The organism is Anabaena sp. 90 (assembly GCF_000312705.1).
Lineage (GTDB): Bacteria > Cyanobacteriota > Cyanobacteriia > Cyanobacteriales > Nostocaceae > Dolichospermum > Dolichospermum lemmermannii.
This window is the reverse complement of sequence record NC_019427.1, coordinates 378,396-399,649: the sequence shown is the minus strand read 5'-3', so window position 1 is coordinate 399,649 and position 21,254 is coordinate 378,396. Positions and strand designations below refer to the sequence as shown.

The 21,254-nt window shown below is 39.2% G+C and carries 18 protein-coding genes, 1 tRNA gene and 1 pseudogene; 13 read left to right on the top strand and 7 right to left on the bottom strand.

The window, feature by feature from the left end:
- Positions 1–347: 347 nt before the first annotated feature.
- The 3 genes from ANA_RS01810 to ANA_RS01800 form a co-directional block, all read right to left on the bottom strand.
- A complete protein-coding gene (locus ANA_RS01810; protein WP_015078338.1) occupies positions 348–2,537 on the bottom strand; it encodes a GumC family protein in 2,190 nt (729 codons plus the stop codon).
- Positions 2,538–2,795: 258 nt separating this feature from the next.
- On the bottom strand, positions 2,796–3,773 hold the full coding sequence (gene galE, locus ANA_RS01805) for a UDP-glucose 4-epimerase GalE (protein ID WP_015078337.1): 978 nt from the start codon (positions 3,771–3,773) through the stop codon (positions 2,796–2,798).
- Positions 3,770–5,194, bottom strand: a complete 1,425-nt coding sequence (locus ANA_RS01800) for a sugar transferase (protein ID WP_041457541.1) — start codon at positions 5,192–5,194, stop codon at positions 3,770–3,772. The genes galE and ANA_RS01800 overlap by 4 nt, the downstream gene beginning before the upstream one ends.
- Before the next feature lie 681 nt (positions 5,195–5,875).
- Here ANA_RS01800 and ANA_RS01795 point away from each other — a divergent pair.
- The gene (locus ANA_RS01795) at positions 5,876–6,973 is read left to right on the top strand and encodes a tocopherol cyclase family protein (RefSeq protein ID WP_015078334.1); all 1,098 of its coding nucleotides are present in this window, start codon (positions 5,876–5,878) and stop codon (positions 6,971–6,973) included.
- Positions 6,974–7,006: 33 nt separating this feature from the next.
- Positions 7,007–7,080: transfer RNA gene (locus ANA_RS01790), tRNA-Arg, on the top strand.
- 472 nt (positions 7,081–7,552) lie between these two features.
- Here the strand turns inward: ANA_RS01790 and ANA_RS01785 are convergent.
- Together ANA_RS01785 and ANA_RS01780 are read right to left on the bottom strand one after the other, a co-directional pair.
- A complete protein-coding gene (locus ANA_RS01785) occupies positions 7,553–8,596 on the bottom strand; it encodes a 3-deoxy-7-phosphoheptulonate synthase (protein WP_015078333.1) in 1,044 nt (347 codons plus the stop codon).
- 312 nt (positions 8,597–8,908) lie between these two features.
- Positions 8,909–9,286, bottom strand: a complete 378-nt coding sequence (locus tag ANA_RS01780; RefSeq protein WP_015078332.1) for a DUF1823 family protein — start codon at positions 9,284–9,286, stop codon at positions 8,909–8,911.
- Positions 9,287–9,967: 681 nt separating this feature from the next.
- Between ANA_RS01780 and ANA_RS01775 the strand changes: the two genes are divergently transcribed.
- Entirely contained in the window at positions 9,968–12,094 is a 2,127-nt protein-coding gene (locus ANA_RS01775; protein ID WP_015078331.1) for a M3 family metallopeptidase, read from the top strand.
- A gap of 143 nt (positions 12,095–12,237) precedes the next feature.
- Here ANA_RS01775 and ANA_RS01770 read toward each other — a convergent pair whose 3' ends face one another.
- On the bottom strand, positions 12,238–12,495 hold the full coding sequence (locus tag ANA_RS01770) for a hypothetical protein (RefSeq protein ID WP_015078330.1): 258 nt from the start codon (positions 12,493–12,495) through the stop codon (positions 12,238–12,240).
- 278 nt (positions 12,496–12,773) lie between these two features.
- On the opposite strand from ANA_RS01770, the gene ANA_RS01765 reads away from it, so the two are divergent.
- The 10 genes and pseudogenes from ANA_RS01765 (at position 12,774) to ANA_RS26375 (ending at position 20,214) form a co-directional block, all read left to right on the top strand.
- Positions 12,774–13,760 carry an ATP-grasp domain-containing protein gene (locus ANA_RS01765; protein ID WP_015078329.1) on the top strand — a complete coding sequence of 329 codons (987 nt, stop codon included), beginning with the start codon at positions 12,774–12,776 and terminating at the stop codon, positions 13,758–13,760.
- Between the two features lie 384 nt (positions 13,761–14,144).
- Positions 14,145–15,104 (top strand): DUF4351 domain-containing protein, encoded by a 960-nt coding sequence (locus tag ANA_RS01760; RefSeq protein WP_015078328.1) that lies wholly within the window; start codon positions 14,145–14,147, stop codon positions 15,102–15,104.
- Positions 15,105–15,525: 421 nt separating this feature from the next.
- A complete protein-coding gene (locus tag ANA_RS01755; RefSeq protein ID WP_148279011.1) occupies positions 15,526–15,762 on the top strand; it encodes a hypothetical protein in 237 nt (78 codons plus the stop codon).
- Between the two features lie 39 nt (positions 15,763–15,801).
- Complete coding sequence (locus ANA_RS01750) at positions 15,802–16,236, top strand: hypothetical protein (RefSeq protein ID WP_015078325.1); 435 nt, start codon at positions 15,802–15,804, stop codon at positions 16,234–16,236.
- A gap of 159 nt (positions 16,237–16,395) precedes the next feature.
- Entirely contained in the window at positions 16,396–16,743 is a 348-nt protein-coding gene (locus tag ANA_RS01745; protein ID WP_015078324.1) for a Nif11-like leader peptide family natural product precursor, read from the top strand.
- A 101-nt stretch (positions 16,744–16,844) separates the two neighbouring features.
- Positions 16,845–18,104 (top strand): nif11-class peptide radical SAM maturase 3, encoded by a 1,260-nt coding sequence (locus tag ANA_RS01740; protein WP_015078323.1) that lies wholly within the window; start codon positions 16,845–16,847, stop codon positions 18,102–18,104.
- 16 nt (positions 18,105–18,120) lie between these two features.
- Entirely contained in the window at positions 18,121–18,324 is a 204-nt protein-coding gene (locus tag ANA_RS01735; protein ID WP_015078322.1) for a hypothetical protein, read from the top strand.
- A gap of 302 nt (positions 18,325–18,626) precedes the next feature.
- Positions 18,627–19,031 (top strand): annotated as a pseudogene (locus ANA_RS01730) (DUF4351 domain-containing protein); the annotation flags it as partial.
- 758 nt (positions 19,032–19,789) lie between these two features.
- Positions 19,790–19,978: a hypothetical protein gene (locus ANA_RS01725; RefSeq protein WP_015078319.1), complete on the top strand. Its 189-nt coding sequence runs from the start codon at positions 19,790–19,792 to the stop codon at positions 19,976–19,978.
- A gap of 62 nt (positions 19,979–20,040) precedes the next feature.
- Positions 20,041–20,214 (top strand): hypothetical protein, encoded by a 174-nt coding sequence (locus ANA_RS26375; protein WP_158310495.1) that lies wholly within the window; start codon positions 20,041–20,043, stop codon positions 20,212–20,214.
- A 175-nt stretch (positions 20,215–20,389) separates the two neighbouring features.
- Here the strand turns inward: ANA_RS26375 and ANA_RS01720 are convergent, their stop codons facing one another.
- Complete coding sequence (locus ANA_RS01720) at positions 20,390–21,127, bottom strand: peptidylprolyl isomerase (RefSeq protein WP_015078317.1); 738 nt, start codon at positions 21,125–21,127, stop codon at positions 20,390–20,392.
- Between the last annotated feature and the right edge of the window lie 127 nt (positions 21,128–21,254).

Here is a 21,254-nt window from a genome sequence, read left to right as displayed (position 1 = left end):
CCTTCCCAGTTACGAGTAGGTGGCGAGGGAGGAACTGAGATCAAAAGACCATCAAAGCTCAACTCCTAAAAAACGAATAATTTTAGTTAATTTCTTAGAGGATGTTTGAAAAGTCACTCATGGTGTATCAAATATTTTTAGATCCCCCTAAATCCCCCTTGAAAAGGGGGACTTTGACTCTAGTTCCCCCCTTAGCAAGGGGGGTTAGGGGGGATCTGTAAGTGCCTAAAATCACAGCCTAAAACTTTTCAAACACCCTCTTAGAGGTGCAAACTGTATTTGCACCAACCAAAAAACTCTACATCTTAGTAGGTTAATATTACATGAGCAGGAAATAAAGTCAAGTCTTACCGCAGATTGGCCTGAGAAAACTTCCCCTTACTATCTACTTTCTGACCGTAATAACCTCTCTGATAATAATACCCACCATAACTACTTTCCTCACTAATACCATTCACTACCATTCCCAAAATAGGCACTTTCCCATGATTAAGTAATAATTTCGATGACTTCACCGCTGAATATTCCACCTTGCCAGGACGGACAACCAGCAATAATCCATCCACATACTTACCAACAATCAGTGGATCAGTAACAGCAGTCAAGGGTGGTGTGTCAATGATGACAAAATCATAATCATTCCTTGCTTCTGCAATCAAGTCAGCCATGCGCTGGGAATCCAAAAGTGCGACTGGGTTAGGCGGAATTTTTCCGGCTGGCAACATATTCACCTGGGGAGATACCTCCTGGACAGCATTTTTTAACTGCATCTGACCTGCTAAGATATTGCTTAGTCCCAATAAATTGGGTATTTCCCAAACGCGGTGCTGACGGGGACGGCGCATATCGGCATCCACTAACAGCACTCGTCGTCCTACGTGGGCTGCGGCTAGGGCTAAATTTGCTGCCACAAAAGATTTACCTTCTCCGGGGGTTGAACTAGTGAGCAAAATTACCCGTAATTCTTTGTCAGATAGGGTAAAGCCTAAATTAGTCTGGAGCATTTCAAAAGATGTACTGACTGGTGAATAGGGGTTATCCAACAAGGGCAACTCTTGCCGACCTTCCTGCCGATGTTTTGGATTTTTTTCACCATATTGGGGAATCGCCCCCAGCAAAGGAAAACCCAACAGCCGATTCGCTTCTTCAACATTTTTGAGAGATTGATTCATAGATTCCAACAGCAGCGCTGTTCCCGCACCTAAGAGGATTCCCAAAAATCCGCCTAGTGCTAAGTTGAGGGGAATCTTGGGAGAAACGGGACGTTCAGGAACTAAAGCCTCAGAGATAATCCGCGAATTACCTACATTCTGATTTTCTAGCACCTGAACTAACTGAGATTGCTTCAGAAATTCTTGATAGGTGATTTGTGCCACGGATAACTGTCGCTGTAGCTGTAGCTGTTGTTGTTCCAGTCGAGGTAAGCTATCCAAACGTCGCCTATTAATTATAAATACCTTTCGCAATTCTCCGATTTGGTTTGTTAAGGCTAACCTTTCCACCTCTGATTTGACTAGATCTTGAGTTAATGCCTGTTTGAGTTCTCCTACCTGCAAATTCTGTTGGGGGAGAGACTTGGAACTACCAATGGTTTGGGTAACTCGCTCTTCTAGTAACTTTTTAAGAGATGCCTCTTTCAATACCAAATTCACAACTTTTGGATTATCACTAGTATAAAGTGTTCGCGCTGTTGCTAGGTCATATTGTGTTTTCTGGTATTCTGTGAGTACCTGCTGTACGCCACGAGATTGACTTAATGCACTGAGATCAACCGCCTCTTGTGTAGTTGACTTCATTTCATACTGCAAAGCCACAGATCGAGTGTAAGCTGCCGCTAATTCGCCTTGGCTGCGGGTAATTGCCTCATCTAGTTTTCCAAGAGATTCCAAACCAGTTTTGGCTTCTACATCCAGAGCTACCACCCGGTTGTTTTCTTTAAAGCGACGCAAGGTCATTTCTGCCTTCGTAACTCTTTTCTCGACCTCTGGTAATTGCTTGTCTAAAAATTCTCGCGCGGATCTGGCCTCGGTGCGGTTAGTGCGAATATTACTCTCCAGATAATATTTCATTAAAGAATTGACCACATCTGCTGCTTCTTGCGGATTAGTACTCCTGTAAGAAAGCTGGATCACATCCGTTCCTCGGATAGTCTTCAGCTTCAGTTTTTTGAGAAAGTTCTCCAAAGAAATCTGTTTGCCTTGATCATTTGTCAAATTCAGTGTGGTAATAGTTTTTATAACAATGGGGTAGGAGCGGATGATCTCAGATTCGGTATCTACTGGGTTACTGAGGTTTGTCAATCCGCCCAGTTCTCCCAGAGATTGGGAGAGACCTGCGAGTGAGGAAGCCCCACTTTTTTTGGTGAAAACCAGCTTGCCTTCGGATTCGTAAATTGGTTTTGCTGAGTAAGTGAGCAAGGCTGTGACTCCTAAGACAGAGGCAAAGACAATTGATGTCACCAGCCAATGTCTTTTGAATGTTAGCCAGTATTGTTGGATATCAAAAGAGGAATCTTGGTCTTCTTGGTTAATAGACATAAATTAATTTAAAAAAATATACTAAGTTAGAACTTAAGTGTTGTAGAAATTGTAGATCATGTATTTGCACAAAATTAAGTCATTTCCGGCAATACCTTGTCCAAATCGCCAAAAGTCTTGATTTGTAGGTTGGGTTAAGCGACAGCGAAATCCAACAAAACAGAAAATGGACAAGGTAGTAAATAATCCTTTTTACACACTATTCGATAAATTGAAGAGTTTGCAAAATTACAGGCTATGAAATTTAATCAAAGAAGTTCATGTCTTACCTTTTTCCCACGATAGAAAGCTGTAGATGATATTGTCTAGGTTATTATACTTGGGTTGCCAGTTCAATACCTGCTTAATTTTCTCTGCATCAGCAGTCACACAGGCTGGATCTCCGGGACGACGCGCTACTTCAATTACGGGAAAATCCACACCAGAAATAGCTTTGACCCGTTCCACAACTTGCCGGACACTATAACCTTCTCCATAACCACAGTTGAGAACTTGACTTTCTCCATCTCGTTCCAGATAGCGTAACGCATCAACATGGGCTGCGGCTAAGTCTTCAACATGGATATAATCTCGAATTCCTGTACCATCTGGGGTGGGAAAATCAGTGCCAAAGATCTTCAATTCTGATTGGCGTTTCAGGGCGGCATTACAGGCATTGGCAATCAAATGAGTTGCATTGCTTGAGTTTTGTCCGATTCTGCCACCGGGGTCGGCTCCGGCGACGTTGAAATAGCGGAGAATTACATACCGCAGACAAGAAGCTAGTCCATAGTCTTGAATCATGAATTCGCTTATCAGTTTGGAGCGTCCGTAGGGATTAATTGGTAGGGTAGGAGTAGACTCGGTGACTGGATTTTCTTGGGGTTCGCCGTAAACTGCGGCTGTACTAGAAAATATCAATTGGTTAACACCCATGACACTACAGCACCGGAGCAAATTCAGAGTATTCCGTGTATTATTTGCGTAGTAATCGAGGGGATAGGCAACGGATTCTGGTACAACTAGACTAGCTGCAAAGTGCAGGACTGCACTAAATTGATGTTTGCCAAAGACTTGGTAAAGGCGGTCTATATCTCCTAAATCGCCAATAATTAGCTCACCATGGAGTACGGATTGGGGTAAACCCGTAGAGCAATTGTCATATACGACTATATTATAACCAGCCTCGCCTAGTTGACGCACGACGTGGGAACCAATATAGCCTGCACCTCCTGTCACCAAGACTTTTTGATTCATCTGCCTTTACCCAATAAAACAACTCTGATGGTTTTTAAGACTATGACTATATCCAACCATAAAGAATAGTTCTTGATATAGTAAAGGTCGTAAGCCAGCTTTTCATAGGCATCTTCCAGGGAAGCTCCGTATGGATAAAGTACCTGCGCCCAACCTGTGATTCCTGGTTTGACTAAATAGCGCATTTCATAATAAGGAATTGCTTCTTTGAGCTTGACATCAAACTCTGGCCTCTCTGGACGAGGACCAATCAGGCTCATTTCTCCAGATAACACATTCCAAATCTGAGGTAGTTCGTCAATTCGCAAAACTCGTAGCCAATATCCCACCCTGGTAATGCGTGGATCTCGTTGAATTGCCCATTGTGCGCCCTTCTTTTCAGCATCCTGAGACATGGAACGGAACTTGTAAACCCGAAATGGTTTACCGTATAATCCTGTTCGTAATTGGCTATAGAAAATTGGACCTGGACTATCTAACTTAATGATTAAACCAACAATGACCATGAGTGGCAGTAGCAGCACAGATAATACTCCAGTCAGCATTATATCTGTAAACCGCTTGATTTTGAGACTAAAACCACAAAATACCAGGTTAAAGCCACTACTAAAAGCAAACCACTCATCTTCAAGTAGAGAGGAGGGAAGTTTGTAGCATAAAGTTTCCCAAATATCGGGCAACTGGTAAACAGGGATGCCTTTGAGTCGTAGTTGCATTAAACTTTGCACTTGTACATCAGAGAGACTGATTTTTGTCCCTACTACCACCCCTAATAAGGGTTGCTGACTCCAATCAGATAGGTCGCTGAGGCAGCCTTCATGACTTAGTTGGGGTTCTATTTCTGCTAATTCAGGCAGTTGTTGGCCATTTTCAGTCAGGATAACTAATCTTCCCAAGGGATTCCGTGTTAAGAACATTTGGGCAAACTTTATCGCATGATTGCCAGATCCTAGCATTAACCAACGACCCTGGTGGGACTTTGATCGCCACCAATTGAATGCCAATAGTCTTAATATGATTGCCCAGATTGTAAATATTCCCAGATTAACTAGCAATATACCCCTCATCCCTCCTGAATCCTGTTCCCAACTCTCCGATAGATAAATTACCAATGAAGTGATGAGGGTAATTATTCCACTACTGATGAGAATGCGATTTGGAGCTTGTAAACCTGCAATTTCTTTCTCTGGATGGTATGTATCTGACAAATACATCCCTGTTAAAACCAGTAAGATAAATCCGCAGACAAATGGGTCAAATCCTGTCAATGGATTATTTAACGTCCAGTAAGAAGTAAGTCCCAAGCAGACAAATAGGCCAAGGACATCCCCCACCACCAGGAATAGAGATATAAATCGTGGGAGTTTTACTAACTGAATGCTGCTGCTGCCTCTATTAGTCTCAAATCCTATCTCTAACATAAGTATTTTTTTGAAGTTGCTTGTAAAAAAATGAACTTGTAAACAATAGCTTCGCCAAATTGAAAAAAAGCTTTAATTCATAAATACCTTGTCAAAATTGTAAGAAGCCTTAATTTGTAGGTTAGGTTGTTTACTTTTGCGTTGCAGAGCAATCACCATGAAACATAACATGAGCGTTGTGTTGCGCTGTTGCTTTGTAAAATATTCAGCCCCATACTTTCACAATTCTTCCCGGATGGATACAATTTAAATAGACTGCGGGATTTTGCGACAGTTAGTGGGTGAATTCTAAATAGATATACCCAACACTAAATATTTAATCACAGCAGATACTAAAATGTAAAGTTTCTCACTGCTGAAGTTGAGACTAAGCGGTACAAAGACGATACAGCAAGGCTGAGTTAATGGGAGACTTACCAACCCAACCCGCATTTGAAAGTAGGGTTTATTGGCAGATGGGAATATTGACAGCTAATCAAATGTCTTTTGTGGCTACAGATGTTTGATTTTATTTTTGGGGGGGCATTTTTTCGAGTAATTATGGATAGCAACAGCGAGATTACGGAATGTGACATAAGATTAAATTCAGTGATTGCTTTGATATGGCGATCGCATCCTGAATCATCTTAATCCAAAATCTCCGCATTGCCCATACTGAAAAGTAAGCAAAAAAGACACCTTATGCCGAGTATTCCTAAAAACCTCCTCGATTTCACTCAAACTCCCCATAGCGGCTATCATTGGGACTGTAGCCATCGTCGTTTCTTTGAAGGCTGGTATTACCGCGTCACACTGCCCGAAATTAAGCAAACTATCGCCTTCATGTACTCTATCGAAGATCCCAGCGGTAATCAGCCCTACAGCGGCGGTGCAGCCCAAATACTGGGCATAAATGATGAATATCTTTGTCGCACCTTTCCCGATGTGAATAAATTTTGGGCGAGTCGGGATGTTTTAGGATTAGGACATTGGGGAAAAACTAACTTACAAGTTTCCCCCCTGTATCTTATCCCCAGTGAATTTACACACCATATTCAAGAAGGTTATCAAGCCACAGCCACCTTAAATCAAGGCATAATTACAGATCCTGCCACTGGTAATTATTGCCGATGGGAATACGAAATTAAACCCGTATACGCATGGGGAAATCAAAATAGTCTTCAGCAATCAACCGCTGGTTGGCTATCATTTTCGCAGATATTTGAACCCGGCTGGCAAATTTTAATGGCTCACGGTTTAGCCAGTGGTTGGATTGATTGGCATGGTAAAATTTATGAATTTACAAATGCTCCAGCATACGCAGAAAAAAATTGGGGTGGTGCTTTTCCCCAAAAATGGTTTTGGCTAAATTGCAATTCTTTTATTAATCAACCCGATTTAGCTTTAACAGCCGGTGGCGGTAAACGTGGTGTATTATGGTGGATGGAATCAGTGGCGATGATTGGTATCCACCACCAAGGCAAATTTTATGAATTTGTTCCTTGGAATTCAGAAGTAAAATGGCAAATTCAGCCCTGGGGTAGATGGCAAATGCAAGCTAAAAACCTAAATTACGAAATTGAACTGACAGGAACTACCCAGTTACCAGGTACATCTCTCCGCGCACCGACAAGCAATGGTTTAAAGTTTTGTTGTCGGGATACTATGCAAGGGGAGCTAAATTTAGAATTGCGAGAACTTAATGGCAGCAAATCTCAAGTTATCCTCAATGCCAGTAGTAATCTGTGCGGTTTAGAAGTTGGTGGTGATGATTGGGATAATTACTGGCAGTCTCACTAAAAATACTGCTATGATAATATTTGGTTCATTATTGGGGTTGTAGCTCAGTTGGATAGAGCGAGCGCCTCCTAAGCGCTAGGCCGTGCGTTCGATCCGCACCAATCCCATTTGTATTTGTCATGTAGCTGCACTTTAAATTAAAGCGCAACTACATTTTGTTTTTGTTTCGCGCAGAGACGCAAAGGAGCAAAGGAAGAGGTATATCTATTTACGGTGTAAATACTTGACACTCTCAGCGGCTAAAGCCGCTGAGATTCTTAAGAGATTTTTACTCGTAAAGGCTGTGCCAAACAGCCACTAGACACTCCGCTTAAAGCATTGTGCTTACTTTTTCACAAGAATGCGATTATCCTAGCGAAAAATATGGAGGCTGTCAAGATGCACCAAAAACCACAGCGGTTAAAACCGTGGTCAGTGAGCAGTTCGGCAAGCTCACTGTAACACTTGTCGAACTGCCCGTGTCGTGGCTGGTGAGCTGCGTCGATAGCGTAGCGTGGCGTTAGCCATACCATCCCTCTCAGGTCTAAAGACACGCTCGTTTCCCACTTACCGCGAGGTCTTATGAAAAATGCTGTCGGTTTACGCCAATTTAGCGTGAGCAGCTAAAATGATTCTTTCTGTTTCTTGCCAATTGATACATTTATCTGTTACGGAAACACCATATTGCAAGTCTTCTCGTTTTCCGGTTATCGGTTGGCTACCTTCGTACAAGTTCGATTCTAGCATCATGCCGACGATGGAATTATTGCCATCTATTATTTGCTGAATAATATTTTCAAAGACTATGGATTGTAATCTATAATCTTTGTTGGTATTACCATGACTACAATCAACAACTATTCTTGGTGATAAGTTGGCTGCTTTTAATTGTTCTTCTACTAGTTTAATGTTCTCTGCATCAAAATTAGGCTGAGTTCCTCCACGCAAGATTACATGGCCATGAGCATTTCCTTTAGTTTGAAATACACTCACTTGTCCTTTTTGATTGATACCCAGGAAATGATGGGGTGTGTTCGCTGATTTAAGCGCATTTACTGCAACTTGAATATTCCCGTCTGTACCATTTTTAAATCCCACCGGCATAGATAAACCACTGGCCATTTCTCGGTGTGTTTGCGATTCGGTGGTTCTTGCGCCAATTGCTGACCAAGATACCAATTCACTGATATATTGAGGGATGATGGGATCAAGTGCTTCTGTGGCAGTTGGTAATCCTAACTCTGTCAACTTTAATAGTAAGTTCCTGGCAATTGAAATTCCTTCTTCTACATGAAAAGAATCATCCATTTTTGGATCATTAATTAATCCTTTCCAGCCTACTGTAGTTCGGGGTTTTTCAAAATAAACCCGCATAATTAGCAGCAGTTTATCCTGAACTTTTTCGGCTAGACCTAGCAAGTTTTCTCCATATTCTATGGCTGCTTTTGGATCATGAATTGAACAAGGACCGACGACAATGAATTTACGTCGGTCTTGAAAATCTAGAATATGTTCTATTTCTTGTCTGAATTTTAAAATTGTATTTTCAGCAGTTTTCGTTAAAGGTAATTTTGCCTTCACTTCATTAGGAGTTGGTAAAACATGAGAACTCTTAATGTTAGTGTTAATTAATTTGTGGATCATAGCAGAAATCTCTGGATTTGTGTTATACGGTAGTAATTCTCAAATATCTGTGAAAACGTTTCTTGTTCTCTTTAAGCCTAAAGTAGTTTGTTAAAAAAACAAGTTGCACAAATTTAGATCAGATTACTCTATGCAAGGGTTGAATATATTAATATACACAGTTTTTCAGAAAAATACAAGATAAGTCCGTGTTATTTCCATAACATTTGGACATAAAACAATAATTTAATCCAGAAATTTAGATAAAAAGCTCCTGTCCCCAACCTTAGAGAAGCAGGGGATATTTTTGGAAAATTACTAAATATAGTAACTTTACTCAATTTTACCAGTGGTTATTAACATATAACTTAATAACCAATTTGCTGATGTGGCTCTGCGAGTTTGTCGCGGACCAAATTCACCAATTTTGTAACCTTTAAAACCGAGTTTTTCTTTGAGAGCCTGTTTATTTTCTGGAGGAATAGAACGAGTCAATTTCATAATTGCTGGCCGAGAATCAATAAAATCCGGTGGTTGTGGATATTCATCTCTCCAGGTTGGTGCTACTTCACTATTAGTCCATGTGTCTGTAATGGGATTATAGCGATAACCCAGGTGATACCATAATAATTTTTTTACAGTATCATCATCAATTTTATCATTAATGATTGCCCAAATTGTTTCTGTATTTAGTGGGGGAAGATGAGACATAATTTTGAGAAAACAGGGAACAGGTAACAGATGATAATTTTACCAATTACCAGCCCTTGCAGATATAATCAGTGTTCAAACCCACAAAATATTACTTAGTAAAGGTACGCTTAACTTCAATAGCATCATTATAAGCAAGACATCCTTCTAATACTGTACTTCCTTGCTTGTACTCAATTGTTTTAGTTTTAAGTTCTGCTAATACATGAGCAGAACTTAACAACACTAGCGCAGTGTCAGCAAAACAGAAAGTCAAAATTTCATAACTTTATTAAGTATTCAAAATTGATTATGGTGAATTATCACCACAAAACTCGACAAAATAAAAGTCATTATTTTGAAAATAATTGCTACAATTCTGCTTTTAGCTTCTGGATGATGTATCTCAGTTATCAAACAGGAATTCAGTTGTTAAAAGTTGCAGGAGGATGGTTTACGCCACACTACGCTACGCTATCAAAATGAACTTTTTTGTATAACTGGCATAAGAATTGAGGTAGATTCAATTATTTATTGTATAAAACCGTACTTAATTGCTCATAATCTCCTAACTTCTGTATTCTGTTTAGTAAGATTGCCATTCTAGCAATGCGAAATTTTGTCGTAACGCTAAATTATTAGTTATATAAAGAAAAATCAATCGTTGTTCCCAATTAATTCATCGGCTATTAGCTCATTACCATGCGTGCAACTGCTACTATTTATCAGAATCCCCTACTTCAAAGCTCTGGTTTACCCGCATTTGCGGCTATTAAATCGGAGCAAGTCGAACCAGCTTTTAGTTATCTGTTAGGAGAACTTGAAAAGCAATTAACTGACTTAGAGGCAAATATAGAGCCTACTTGGAGCGGCTTAGTAGAACCTCTAGAAAAATTGACAGAACGGCTAAATTGGAGTTGGGGAATCCTAAATCATTTAATGGGTGTAAAAAATAGTCCAGAACTACGTATTGCCTATGAAAAGGTACAGCCGCAAGTAGTTCAGTTTATGAATATCCTGGGACAAAGCAAACCTATTTATAATGCTTTTAAAGCAATTCGCCATAGTCCTACCTGGGAAACTTTAAATTCAGCCCAACAGAGAATTATCAAAGCGGCAATTCGAGATGCAGAATTGTCTGGTGTTGGTTTAGAAGGAAAAGACAGAGAACGGTTTAATAATATCCAAATGGAATTAGCAGAACTAGCGACTAGATTTGCTAATCACGTTCTAGATGCCACTAAAGGCTTTATTTTAATTCTCACCACCCACAATGACATTGATGGCTTACCAAGTAGCTTGTTGAGTCTTGCAGCCCAAGCTGCGCGGGCGGCTGGAGAGGAAAATGCTACACCAGAACATGGACCGTGGCATATTACTTTAGATTTTCCTAGCTATTTCCCGTTCATGCAGCACAGTACCCGGCGGGATTTACGGGAAAAAATCTATAAGGCTTATATTACCAGGGCATCTTCTGGGGAATTAGATAATAATCCTTTGATTATCCGTATTTTAGAGTTAAGAAAAGAACTAGCTCAATTAATTGGCTTTGAGACTTTTGCTGAACTGAGTTTGGCTAGTAAGATGGCCAAAGATGTTGCCTCTGTCGAAAAACTATTAGAAGAACTCCGTCAAGCTAGTTATCATGCTGCTGTCAAAGATTTAGAAAAACTCAAAGCCTTTGCTAAAGCCAAGGGAGCAGCAGAAGCCGAAAATTTGCAGCATTGGGATATTGGCTTTTGGGCTGAACGGCAACGGGAAGAAAAATTTGCTTTTACTGCGGAAGAATTACTGCCCTATTTTCCCCTCCCTCAAGTCCTAGATGGGCTATTTGGGCTAGTAAAAAGGCTTTTTGGGGTGACGGTGACACCGGCTGATGGCCAAGCCCCAATATGGCATGAGGATGTGCGTTATTTCCAAATTGCTGATAAATATGGTGAACCTATTGCTTATTTTTACTTAGATGCTTACAGCCGTCCCGCAGAAAAGCGTGGTGGGGCTTGGATGGATGCTTGCATTCACCGGAGGAAAGTTACAGAAAATGATTTGACTACTATCCGTCTCCCTGTAGCTTATTTGATTTGTAACCAAACTCCCCCTGTGGATGGGAATCCGAGTTTGATGGCTTTTGATGAGGTGGAGACACTGTTCCATGAATTTGGCCATGGCTTACATCATATGCTGACTAAGGTGGATTATCTGGGAGCAGCAGGTATTAATAATGTTGAGTGGGACGCTGTGGAATTACCGAGCCAATTTATGGAAAACTGGTGCTATGACCGCCAAACCTTGTTTGGTATGGCTAAACATTATCAAACAGGGGAATCATTACCAGAGCATTATTACCAAAAATTGTTGGCAGCACGTAATTACATGAGCGGTTCAACTATGTTGCGGCAACTAGATTTTAGTAGTGTTGATTTGGAATTACACTACCGCTATTCTCCCAATAGTCAGGAAACCGTGACAGATCTGCGACACCGCATTGCTAAGTTAACAACTGTATTACCACCATTGCCGGAGGATGCGTTTCTATGTGCTTTCGGTCATATTTTTGAAGGGGGTTATGCAGCCGGATACTATAGTTATAAGTGGGCTGAGGTTCTCAGTGCTGATGTTTTTGCTGCTTTTGAAGAAGCGGGCTTAGAAGATGAAGCCGCAATCCACGCCATTGGCAGACGTTACCGAGATACGGTTTTAGCACTAGGTGGCAGTCAGCATCCCATGGATGTCTTTAAAACCTTCCGGGGACGAGAACCCAGTACCAAGGCTTTACTTAAGCACAATGGGCTGCTGACTCAATGCTGTTCGGATAAGCAGGGGTGGTAGGGGTGGTAGGGGTGGTAGGGGTGGTAGGGGTGGTAGGGGTGGTAGGGGAAGTAGGGGAGGTTGGGGAGGTTGGGGAGGTTGGGGAGGTTGGGGAGGTTGGGGAAGATAATTTTTCCCTTGCACCAGTCAGCCATTCCGTAAATTTACACGACAACTTCTTCCCGTTGGCAATCAAAGAAAAGTTCAAAAACAGTATCAGGAATCATCTGACGGATGTGTTGAATATAGCCTTCGGCATCAGAACGACTGCGAAACCGGGAAACAATAACTTTTTCCCGTTCGCTAACGATACGGGCTACAGCCCAACCATTCAGCCTTTTTTTGTAGGCGTTATCTTCTCTTGCCGCAGGAATTGTGAGATCTTCTGAAGTGCTATTTTTGTAATCCGTATTTTGTGGCATGATTATTTTATGCATAAGAACTTGAGTGAAGGGCGTTAGTATGTCTCTTAACCAAAGATTTACTAGCGTCTTTTATTGATGATGCCACCTTGTTATTACATATTTTAAAAATTGTCAATACTTGGTGCAACAACTTATTTTCTGACAATCTTTGCTTTTATTTAATTCGGACTAATATATACTGTATTAGTTCAGTATTTAAACTTAAATAGAGACAAGAAATATTGGTATAAACCATACCAAGCTTCAATCATTTGAGATCATCTTGCAAAATAAAAATGTCAATTACATCAATCATCCAAAAAGTAGCATTACAAATAGGGGCTGTGGTTTTACTTGAACCAGAATATAAATTAGTTGGGCATATTACTTTTAAAAACGGGAAAAGATCAGTTTTTAGTTATGCCAAATTGAATATTAACGGTCTTGCTTCAGCCGAGTTAGTCAAAGATAAAGCCTATAGTAATTTTTTCCTCAAGCAGCTTGGATATCGAGTAACGGAGGGTAAGACATTTTTTACTGATCAGTTATGTGCGAAAATAGCTCATCCTAGAAATATTCATGATGGATTTAATTATGCACAATCAATCGGATTTCCAGTAATTGTTAAACCTCTGAATCTTAGTCAAGGCATTTTGGTGACTAAGGTATATAATCAGGCAGAATATTATGATGTAGCTCATAAAATCTTTGAAATTAAATCAGGATTGATTGTAGAAAAGTTTTATAGTGGTAATGACTATAGAATTGTTGTTTTGGATGATGAGGTGATTACCGCTTATCAAAGAATTCCCTTATTTGTTGTTGGTGATGGTATATCTAATGTTTTAGAGTTACTTCAACAAAAACAGGAAAAATTTTTGAACATGGGGAGAAAAAATGTGATTAAATTTGATGATTTTCGCATTTCCCAAAAATTAAAAACGCAAAATATTGATTGGAATAGTGTGATTCCTCATAATAATATTATCTATCTTTTGGATAGTGCTAATTTATCCAGTGGAGGTGAAGCAGTAGATTTTTCTGAAAGGATTCATCCTGATTTTCAAAAATTAGCAATTAACATTACTAAAGATATGGGATTAAGATTAACAGGGGTGGATATACTCACCCATGATATAACTATGCCGATGGTAGATTATACGCTCATTGAAGTCAATGGTTCTCCTGGTCTAAATCACTATGCTGCTAGTGGTGAAGTAGCAGCAAAAAGGGTGGAAGAGTTTTATCTGAAAATTCTCCAAGTCCTAGAGAATGATAGTTAGGGCTGGCTGAAAAAAGCAATAGGAGTGAAAAATTGCTGGAGTTTCCATCAGATTAATCCCTATTTAAAGCGTAGGTGGGTTGGCAAAAGAATACATTAAATCAGCCTCGATTAATATAGATACCCGACTTCTTAAAGAAGTCGGGTATCTGTTTATATTGAAAGTAAAAAATAAAAGGGACATAATTGCTGCAATTATGTATCCTAAATAAGACATAAATACCTCCTTTTCTCTACCTCTGTGTCCTCTGTGTCCTCTGTGGTTCGTTCCAAAAAATCCCTTCACAAACCAGGGAGAATAGCTATATCTATAATTCAGATTATATAACTTTTATTCAGTAACTAATAATTTGAGGTAAGATAAATAATCATCTGCCATTAATTCATGACCAATATTATTCATAAACGGGCTGATTTTGATAGTCCATGGAAAGAAATTCTCACCGCATATTTTCCCCAAGCAATGCAATTCTTTTTTCCCGAAACCTACGCATTAATTAACTGGGAACGTCCTTATGAATTTCTCGATAAAGAATTTCAACAAATTACCCGTGAAGCCGAACAAGGAAAGAGATATGCTGATCAATTAGTCAAAGTTTGGCAAATTCAGGGTGAACAATTGTGGTTATTAATCCATGTAGAAATTCAGGGAAAAAAAGAAGATAATTTCGGTCAACGGATATTTACCTACAATTATCGCATTTTTGACAGTTTTGGTCAACCCGCAATCAGCTTGGCGATTTTATGTGACACCAACCGTGAATGGCGACCGAGTAATTACGGTTACAATTATCCCCAGACAAAGTTAAATTTTGAATTTGGTAGCATTAAACTGTTAGATTATGAACAACGGTGGCAAGAGTTAGAAAATAGTAAGAATCCTTTTGCAACAGTGGTTATGGCGCATTTGAAAACCCAGCAAACGCGCTCATATCCCCAAAAACGCAAAATCTGGAAATTCAGTTTAATTCGCAGGTTATACGATTTAGGCTTACAAGAGCAAGATATTCGTAACCTGTATCGCTTTATAGACTGGGTGATGATTTTACCAAAACCATTGGAAAATCAATTGTGGTCGGAGTATAAAAAATTCGAGCAGGAGCGAACTATGAGATATATTACCACTGGTGAGCGCATAGGTTACGAGCGGGGAATAGAAGAAGGTAGACAGGAAGGAGAACGGTTGGTTATTTTAAAACTGCTTAAAAGGCGATTGGGTGAATTATCACCGGAAACAACACAGCGGATTCAATCTCTTTCTGTTAATCAGTTGGAAAATTTAAGCGAGGCTTTACTAGATTTTATCAGTATGGCGGATTTACTTAATTGGTTGCAATTAAATTAATCCTCTTGTTGAAATCTTCAAATATATGTAAGGTAGATTAGCAATAAAGTACATGAAATAGGTCTTGATTAACATAGATGCCTGACTTCTTAAATAAGTCGGGCATTTGTTTGTATTTAAGTTAATAGGCAAAAGTGACAAAATTGCAGCAATTATGTCCCTTTTTTTGGCTATTTTTAATCCGTAATTGTCTATTTTTTAGTGATATTCTCAACCTAAAAGGGCAAATTTACGGATATTTGTGCGGAAAATGCTGTTATCATCAAGCTATTGAAGGTGACAAAACTGAAACAATTATGTCACTTTTATTTTGTCTAAGTCTCTAGACAGAGGTTTTTATTTTTAATAGGATGTAGTGGGGGAATAAAGAATAACAACCCTAACAAATTAATTCACCTACAGACCTCTGAGGCAAGTTAACATGAATAATCATCGTCTTGAAATCAACGACCTAATTGATAGTGCTGTTAATAATGCAGTAGCGCGTCGTGAAGAAGCTTTAGCATCTGTATCTAACGAAGAAGCTAAAAACGTTTCTGGTGGTATAGCTATTACCACAACTGTTGGGAGACTCATCAGACCACCCATTTTGTTGGGAATCATGGTTAAGCCTCCTATTATAACAGGAATTATAACAGGAAAAATCGCACTACGATAAAATTGGGCATAAAAATCCTCTTATTTGGAGGCTAAATGGATGAAGGAAATTGCTGAAAAAACTACACTCTGCCCCAGTGCTAGACCAGAACCCGGAGAAAGTTTTGTTTTTGGTATCATTGGTGGAACAGTAGCAGAACCTCGTGTAGCCTATCTGAAACAGCCTCAACCTATCACAGATGAATTAATAGCCAAAGTTAGTCCTGTGACACCTGCGGAAGTATTTCGTACAGCTTCAACTTGTGCCACAAATGGTTGTCAACATTTTGATGGGAAAAATTGTGGTTTAGCTACACGAATTGTCGAAAATTTACCGACAGTAGGAGAGGAATTACCTCCCTGTTCTATACGTCGTGATTGTCGTTGGTGGCAACAGGAAGGTAAGGCTGCTTGTATGCGTTGTCCGCAAGTAATTACGGATAATTACAATGCTTCTGAATTGTCAATTCAAGTAGCCACACCAACCGCTTGTTAACTTATATCTTGCACCATAATCTGATTGGGAAAATAGAATCCTAAAAAGCTGATTATTAGCTAGTATGGGGATTTTCTGCCTGCCCTTTTTGAGAAGGTGCAAGATATGAATTTAAGATGTGAATTAGGGAATTTTGCAAATATCTGAAAGGAGAAAAATATGTCTTTAGAAAATGTCAAATCTTTCTATGAATATCTGGAAGATAATGAAGCTTTTCGTGATCAAATCAAAGCTGCTGAGAATAAAGAAGAGTGTAGCCAAATAGTTAAAGAAGCCGGCTTTGATTTTACTTTAGAAGAATATGAAGAATATACTTATCAACTTTTAGAATCAACTAATTCTGAAGATGAAATCCAAGATTTAGGTGAAAAGGAATTAGCAGCCGTTTTTGGTGGAATAACTGGAAGAACTTCAATAATTCGACCATTATATGGAGTCGTGTGGCCACGACAAAAATGGCCACCTGTACAGCTGATGTATGGAGTTGTTACTGGTGACACTTTTTAAGGGTAAATGTCCATTTTTGAACTGAAAAATTAAGTTTTTAGGGATGGATAAAAAGCCAATTTATCCATCCTTTACTCACAAAATTGATTGAGGATATTTGCATGACTTATCGCCGAATTAGCTATGCAGTGTGGGAAATTACCCTTAAATGTAATCTAGCTTGTCAACATTGTGGTTCTCGCGCTGGACATACCAGGACAAATGAACTTTCTACAGCAGAAGCTCTTAACCTAGTCCAGCAAATGGCCGAAGTAGGAATTACAGAAGTTACTATTATTGGAGGTGAAGCATTTCTTCGTCCCGATTGGTTAGAAATTGCCCAAGCAATTACTAAAGCTGGTATGATTTGTGGTATGACCACCGGGGGTTATGGTATCACCTTAGAGACAGCCCACCGCATGAAAGCAGCAGGGATTCAAGTAGTTTCTGTGTCCGTTGATGGTTTAGAAGCTACCCATGACCGAATTCGGGGTAAACAAGGCTCATGGAAATGGGCATTTCAGACCATGAGTAACCTCAAAGAAGCGGGTATTCCCTTTGGTTGTAATACTCAAATTAATCGGCTCTCAGCCCCAGAATTTCCCCAAATTTACGAACATCTCCGCGACGCGGGTATTTTCGCTTGGCAAATTCAATTAACCGTACCTATGGGGAATGCAGCGGATAATAGCGAGATTTTATTACAACCTTATGAACTTTTGGATGTATATCCAATGATTGCTCGTGTTGCAAAACGAGCCAAGCAGGAAGGTGTACAGGTGCAACCGGGAAATAATATTGGCTACTACGGACCCTATGAGCGATTATTGCGCGGGGGGGATGCGTGGTCATTTTGGCAGGGATGTAGCGCCGGACTCTCAGCTTTAGGTATTGAAGCGGACGGTGCTATCAAAGGTTGCCCATCTTTACCGACAACAGCTTATACAGGAGGTAATATCCGCGACCATTCACTGCGGACAATTATTGAAGAAACAGAGGAACTGAGATTTAATCTTGGTGCTGGTACTCCCAAGGGAACAGAACACCTATGGGGTTTCTGCAAAACTTGTGAATTTGCGGAACTTTGTCGTGGTGGTTGTAGTTGGACTGCCCATGTTTTCTTTGATAAAAGAGGTAATAATCCTTACTGTCATCATCGTGCCTTAACTCAAGAAAAAAATGGTATCAGAGAGCGTGTTTTTCTCCAACGTGAAGCTAATGGAAATCCCTTTGATAATGGCGAATTTGCACTAATTGAGGAATCTATTAATACCCCTTGGATAGAAAATGACCCACTGCATTTTACTGCTGAGTTAATTCAATGGCCAAAAGAGTGGGAAAAAGAAGCAGAGTTAGGCAAATCTTTAGTTAATTCCCACTAAAATTCTGTTGAGAATCATGAACAATATTTCTCCCGATTCTATCACTTTAGAAGATTCAAATACCTTTGTAAAATCTGAAACTGATTCAGATATTTTACAACCTTTATTACCTCGTTTGAGTTGGGATAATCAGATTACTTATTTGCGACTTATTTTTAGGGCTAAAAGAGCCTTAGACCGAATTGAGAAAGAAGCGGGTATTGTCAGGAGTGAAAACTGATTAAATTTACAGCACCTTAATTTTACCACAAACCTGAATCTTGAGATTTTCAGGTTTATTTTATTTCTATACCCATCCTAAACAACACATAAATACCTCCTTTTTCTCTACCTCTGAGTCCTCTGTGTCCTCTGTGGTTCGTTCCAAAAAATCCGTTCACAAACCACGGAGAATTGCTATATCTATAATTCAGATTATATAACTTTTATTCAGTAACTAATAATTTGAGGTAAGATAAATAATCATCTGCCATTAATTCATGACCAATATTACTAATAAACGGGCTGATTTTGATAGTCCAAAAACGCAAAATCTGGAAATTCAGTTTAATTCGCAGGTTATACGATTTAGGCTTACAAGAGCAAGATATTCGTAACCTGTATCGCTTTATAGACTGGGTGATGATTTTACCAAAACCATTGGAAAATCAATTGTGGTCGGAGTATAAAAAATTCGAGCAGGAGCGAACTATGAGATATATTACCACTGGTGAGCGCATAGGTTACGAGCGGGGAATAGAAGAAGGTAGACAGGAAGGAGAACGGTTGGTTATTTTAAAACTGCTTAAAAGGCGATTGGGTGAATTATCACCGGAAACAACACAGCGGATTCAATCTCTTTCTGTTAATCAGTTGGAAAATCTAAGCGAGGCTTTACTAGATTTTAGCAGTATGGCGGATTTACTTAATTGGTTGCAATTAAATTAATCCTCTTGTTGAAATCTTCAAATATATGTAAGGTAGATTAGCAATAAAGTACATGAAATAGGTCTTGATTAACATAGATGCCTGACTTCTTAAATAAGTCGGGCATTTGTTTGTATTTAAGTTAATAGGCAAAAGTGACAAAATTGCAGCAATTATGTCACTTTTTTTGGCTATTTTTAATCCGTAATTGTGCGTTTTTTAGTGATATTTTCAACTTAAAAGGGCAAATTTACGGATATTTGTGCGGAAAATGCTGTTATCATCAAGCTATTGAAGGTGACAAAACTGAAACAATTATGTCACTTTTATTTTGTCTAAGTCTCTAGACAGAGGTTTTTATTTTTAATAAGATGTAGTCGGGAAATGAAAAAGTACAACGTTTCCGGTTTTTTCTAGATTTTTTGACTTTTTAAAACCAAGGAGAATACGAAGATGAAGATGGCTAAGATTAAAATTCTCGACCTGGAAGTAAAAAAAATTGTTCAACTGACTAGCGACGAACAATATTTAATTCAAGGTGGCTGTTGCTGCTGTCCTTGGTGGTGGCCGCGGTGCTGGTGGTAATGAATTGGTTAGGATGAGTCTGTAACGCACCAATCCTCGTTCCCAGTCTCCGACTGGGAATGCTACCTAGAGGCTCTGCCTCCGTGACTTAGTATCAATAAAGGCAGAGCCTTCCGTAATTCATTCCCATACAGAGTATGGGAACGAAAACATTTTTCATTTTTTGATTTTTTAAAACCAAGGAGAATACAAAGATGGCTAAGATTCAAATTGCTGACTTGCATAGTGAAAACTTTGTTGAACTGACTGCTGAAGAACAATATTTAATTCAAGGTGGTATTTGGTGGCGTGTTGCTGCTGGTGCTGTTGCTGTTGCTTGTTATATTATAGAAAATTGGTCCGATATTAAAAAAGGTGTTTCTGATGCTTGGAATGGAAACTAATTAAAAGTTGCCTTTTTGTTTTGCAGAAATCAATTGTTATTAGTGTGGAGAAAATTAACATCATGAAAGGTAGAATCAGCATTCTAGATATCAATTCAGACTACTTGCAAGAATTAACAGAGGATAGTTTTATTAATTCGATTTTTGGCGGTAAACCAACAACAGAAACTAGCTTTGCTTATGACGTAGCTTGGGTAGTTACTAAAGGCGTTAAATGGGTAGTGGATCTGTTTTAATCTCAGAATTTGAGTAGTGTAATCTCAGAGCATAAAACCAATTTCTCGTTCCCAGTCTCCGACTGGGAATGCTACCTAGAGGCTCTGCCTCCGTGACTTAGTATCAATGAAGGCAGAGCCTTCTGTAATTCATTCCCATACAGAGTATGGGAACGAGAACATTTTTGTGATTAAATCACTCGAAATTCACATTAATCTCTGTTTGATTAACTTGTTTTTTGATCCAACTTAATAGTAAATCGCTAACAATTTGCTGACGCAATTTATCATTCAATTCCGGCTGAATAATCTCCTCAACAAAAATTAAATGTACCCCTTTAGAAGTAATTATCGGTTTAATTACCTGTGGGGGTTTGGCACCAAAGACAGCAGCAGATATTTCTGGCTTTAAATCCCGACGATTTAATATTCCTAAATATCCTCCCTTACGACGTAATTCTATATCTTGAATATATTGGTGAGCTACATCATAAAAACTCATTTCTCCTTCTTTGACTGCATAAAAAAGTTCTATTGCTAAATCTTCATCATTAAATACAACTTCATACATGACCACACCAGCATAATTTAGCTGATTTTCAAAGAAGAAAGGTTCGATTTGATCAGAAAATAAATGTTGGCTTAACTTAGCAGTAACCACACCAGTATAGACTATATCTTCAAAATCATCTATAGATAAACCATATTTTTCTAACCATTTCCAAGTGTCATTAGCACTGGTCAGGTCATTAGTTAATCGCAGAAAATCCGCTGCTTTTTGTAGTTCTTCAACTTCTACTTTTATCCCTGCTTCTTCCGCAGCAGTTATAATCACTTTTCGGTTGACAATTTGCTCAACTAACTCAGGTATTTTACAGGATAATTTAATTTGTTGTAAAATATCCGATTGGGTAATGGTGATAGGTTCGGACATAATTTGCTCCTTAAATACATAAATAAATTATACCCCACCCTAACCCTCCCCTTGCTAAGGGGAGGGGACAATTCGATGAATTTTTTCTCGTTCCCAGTCTCTGACTGGGAATGCTACTTAGAGGCTC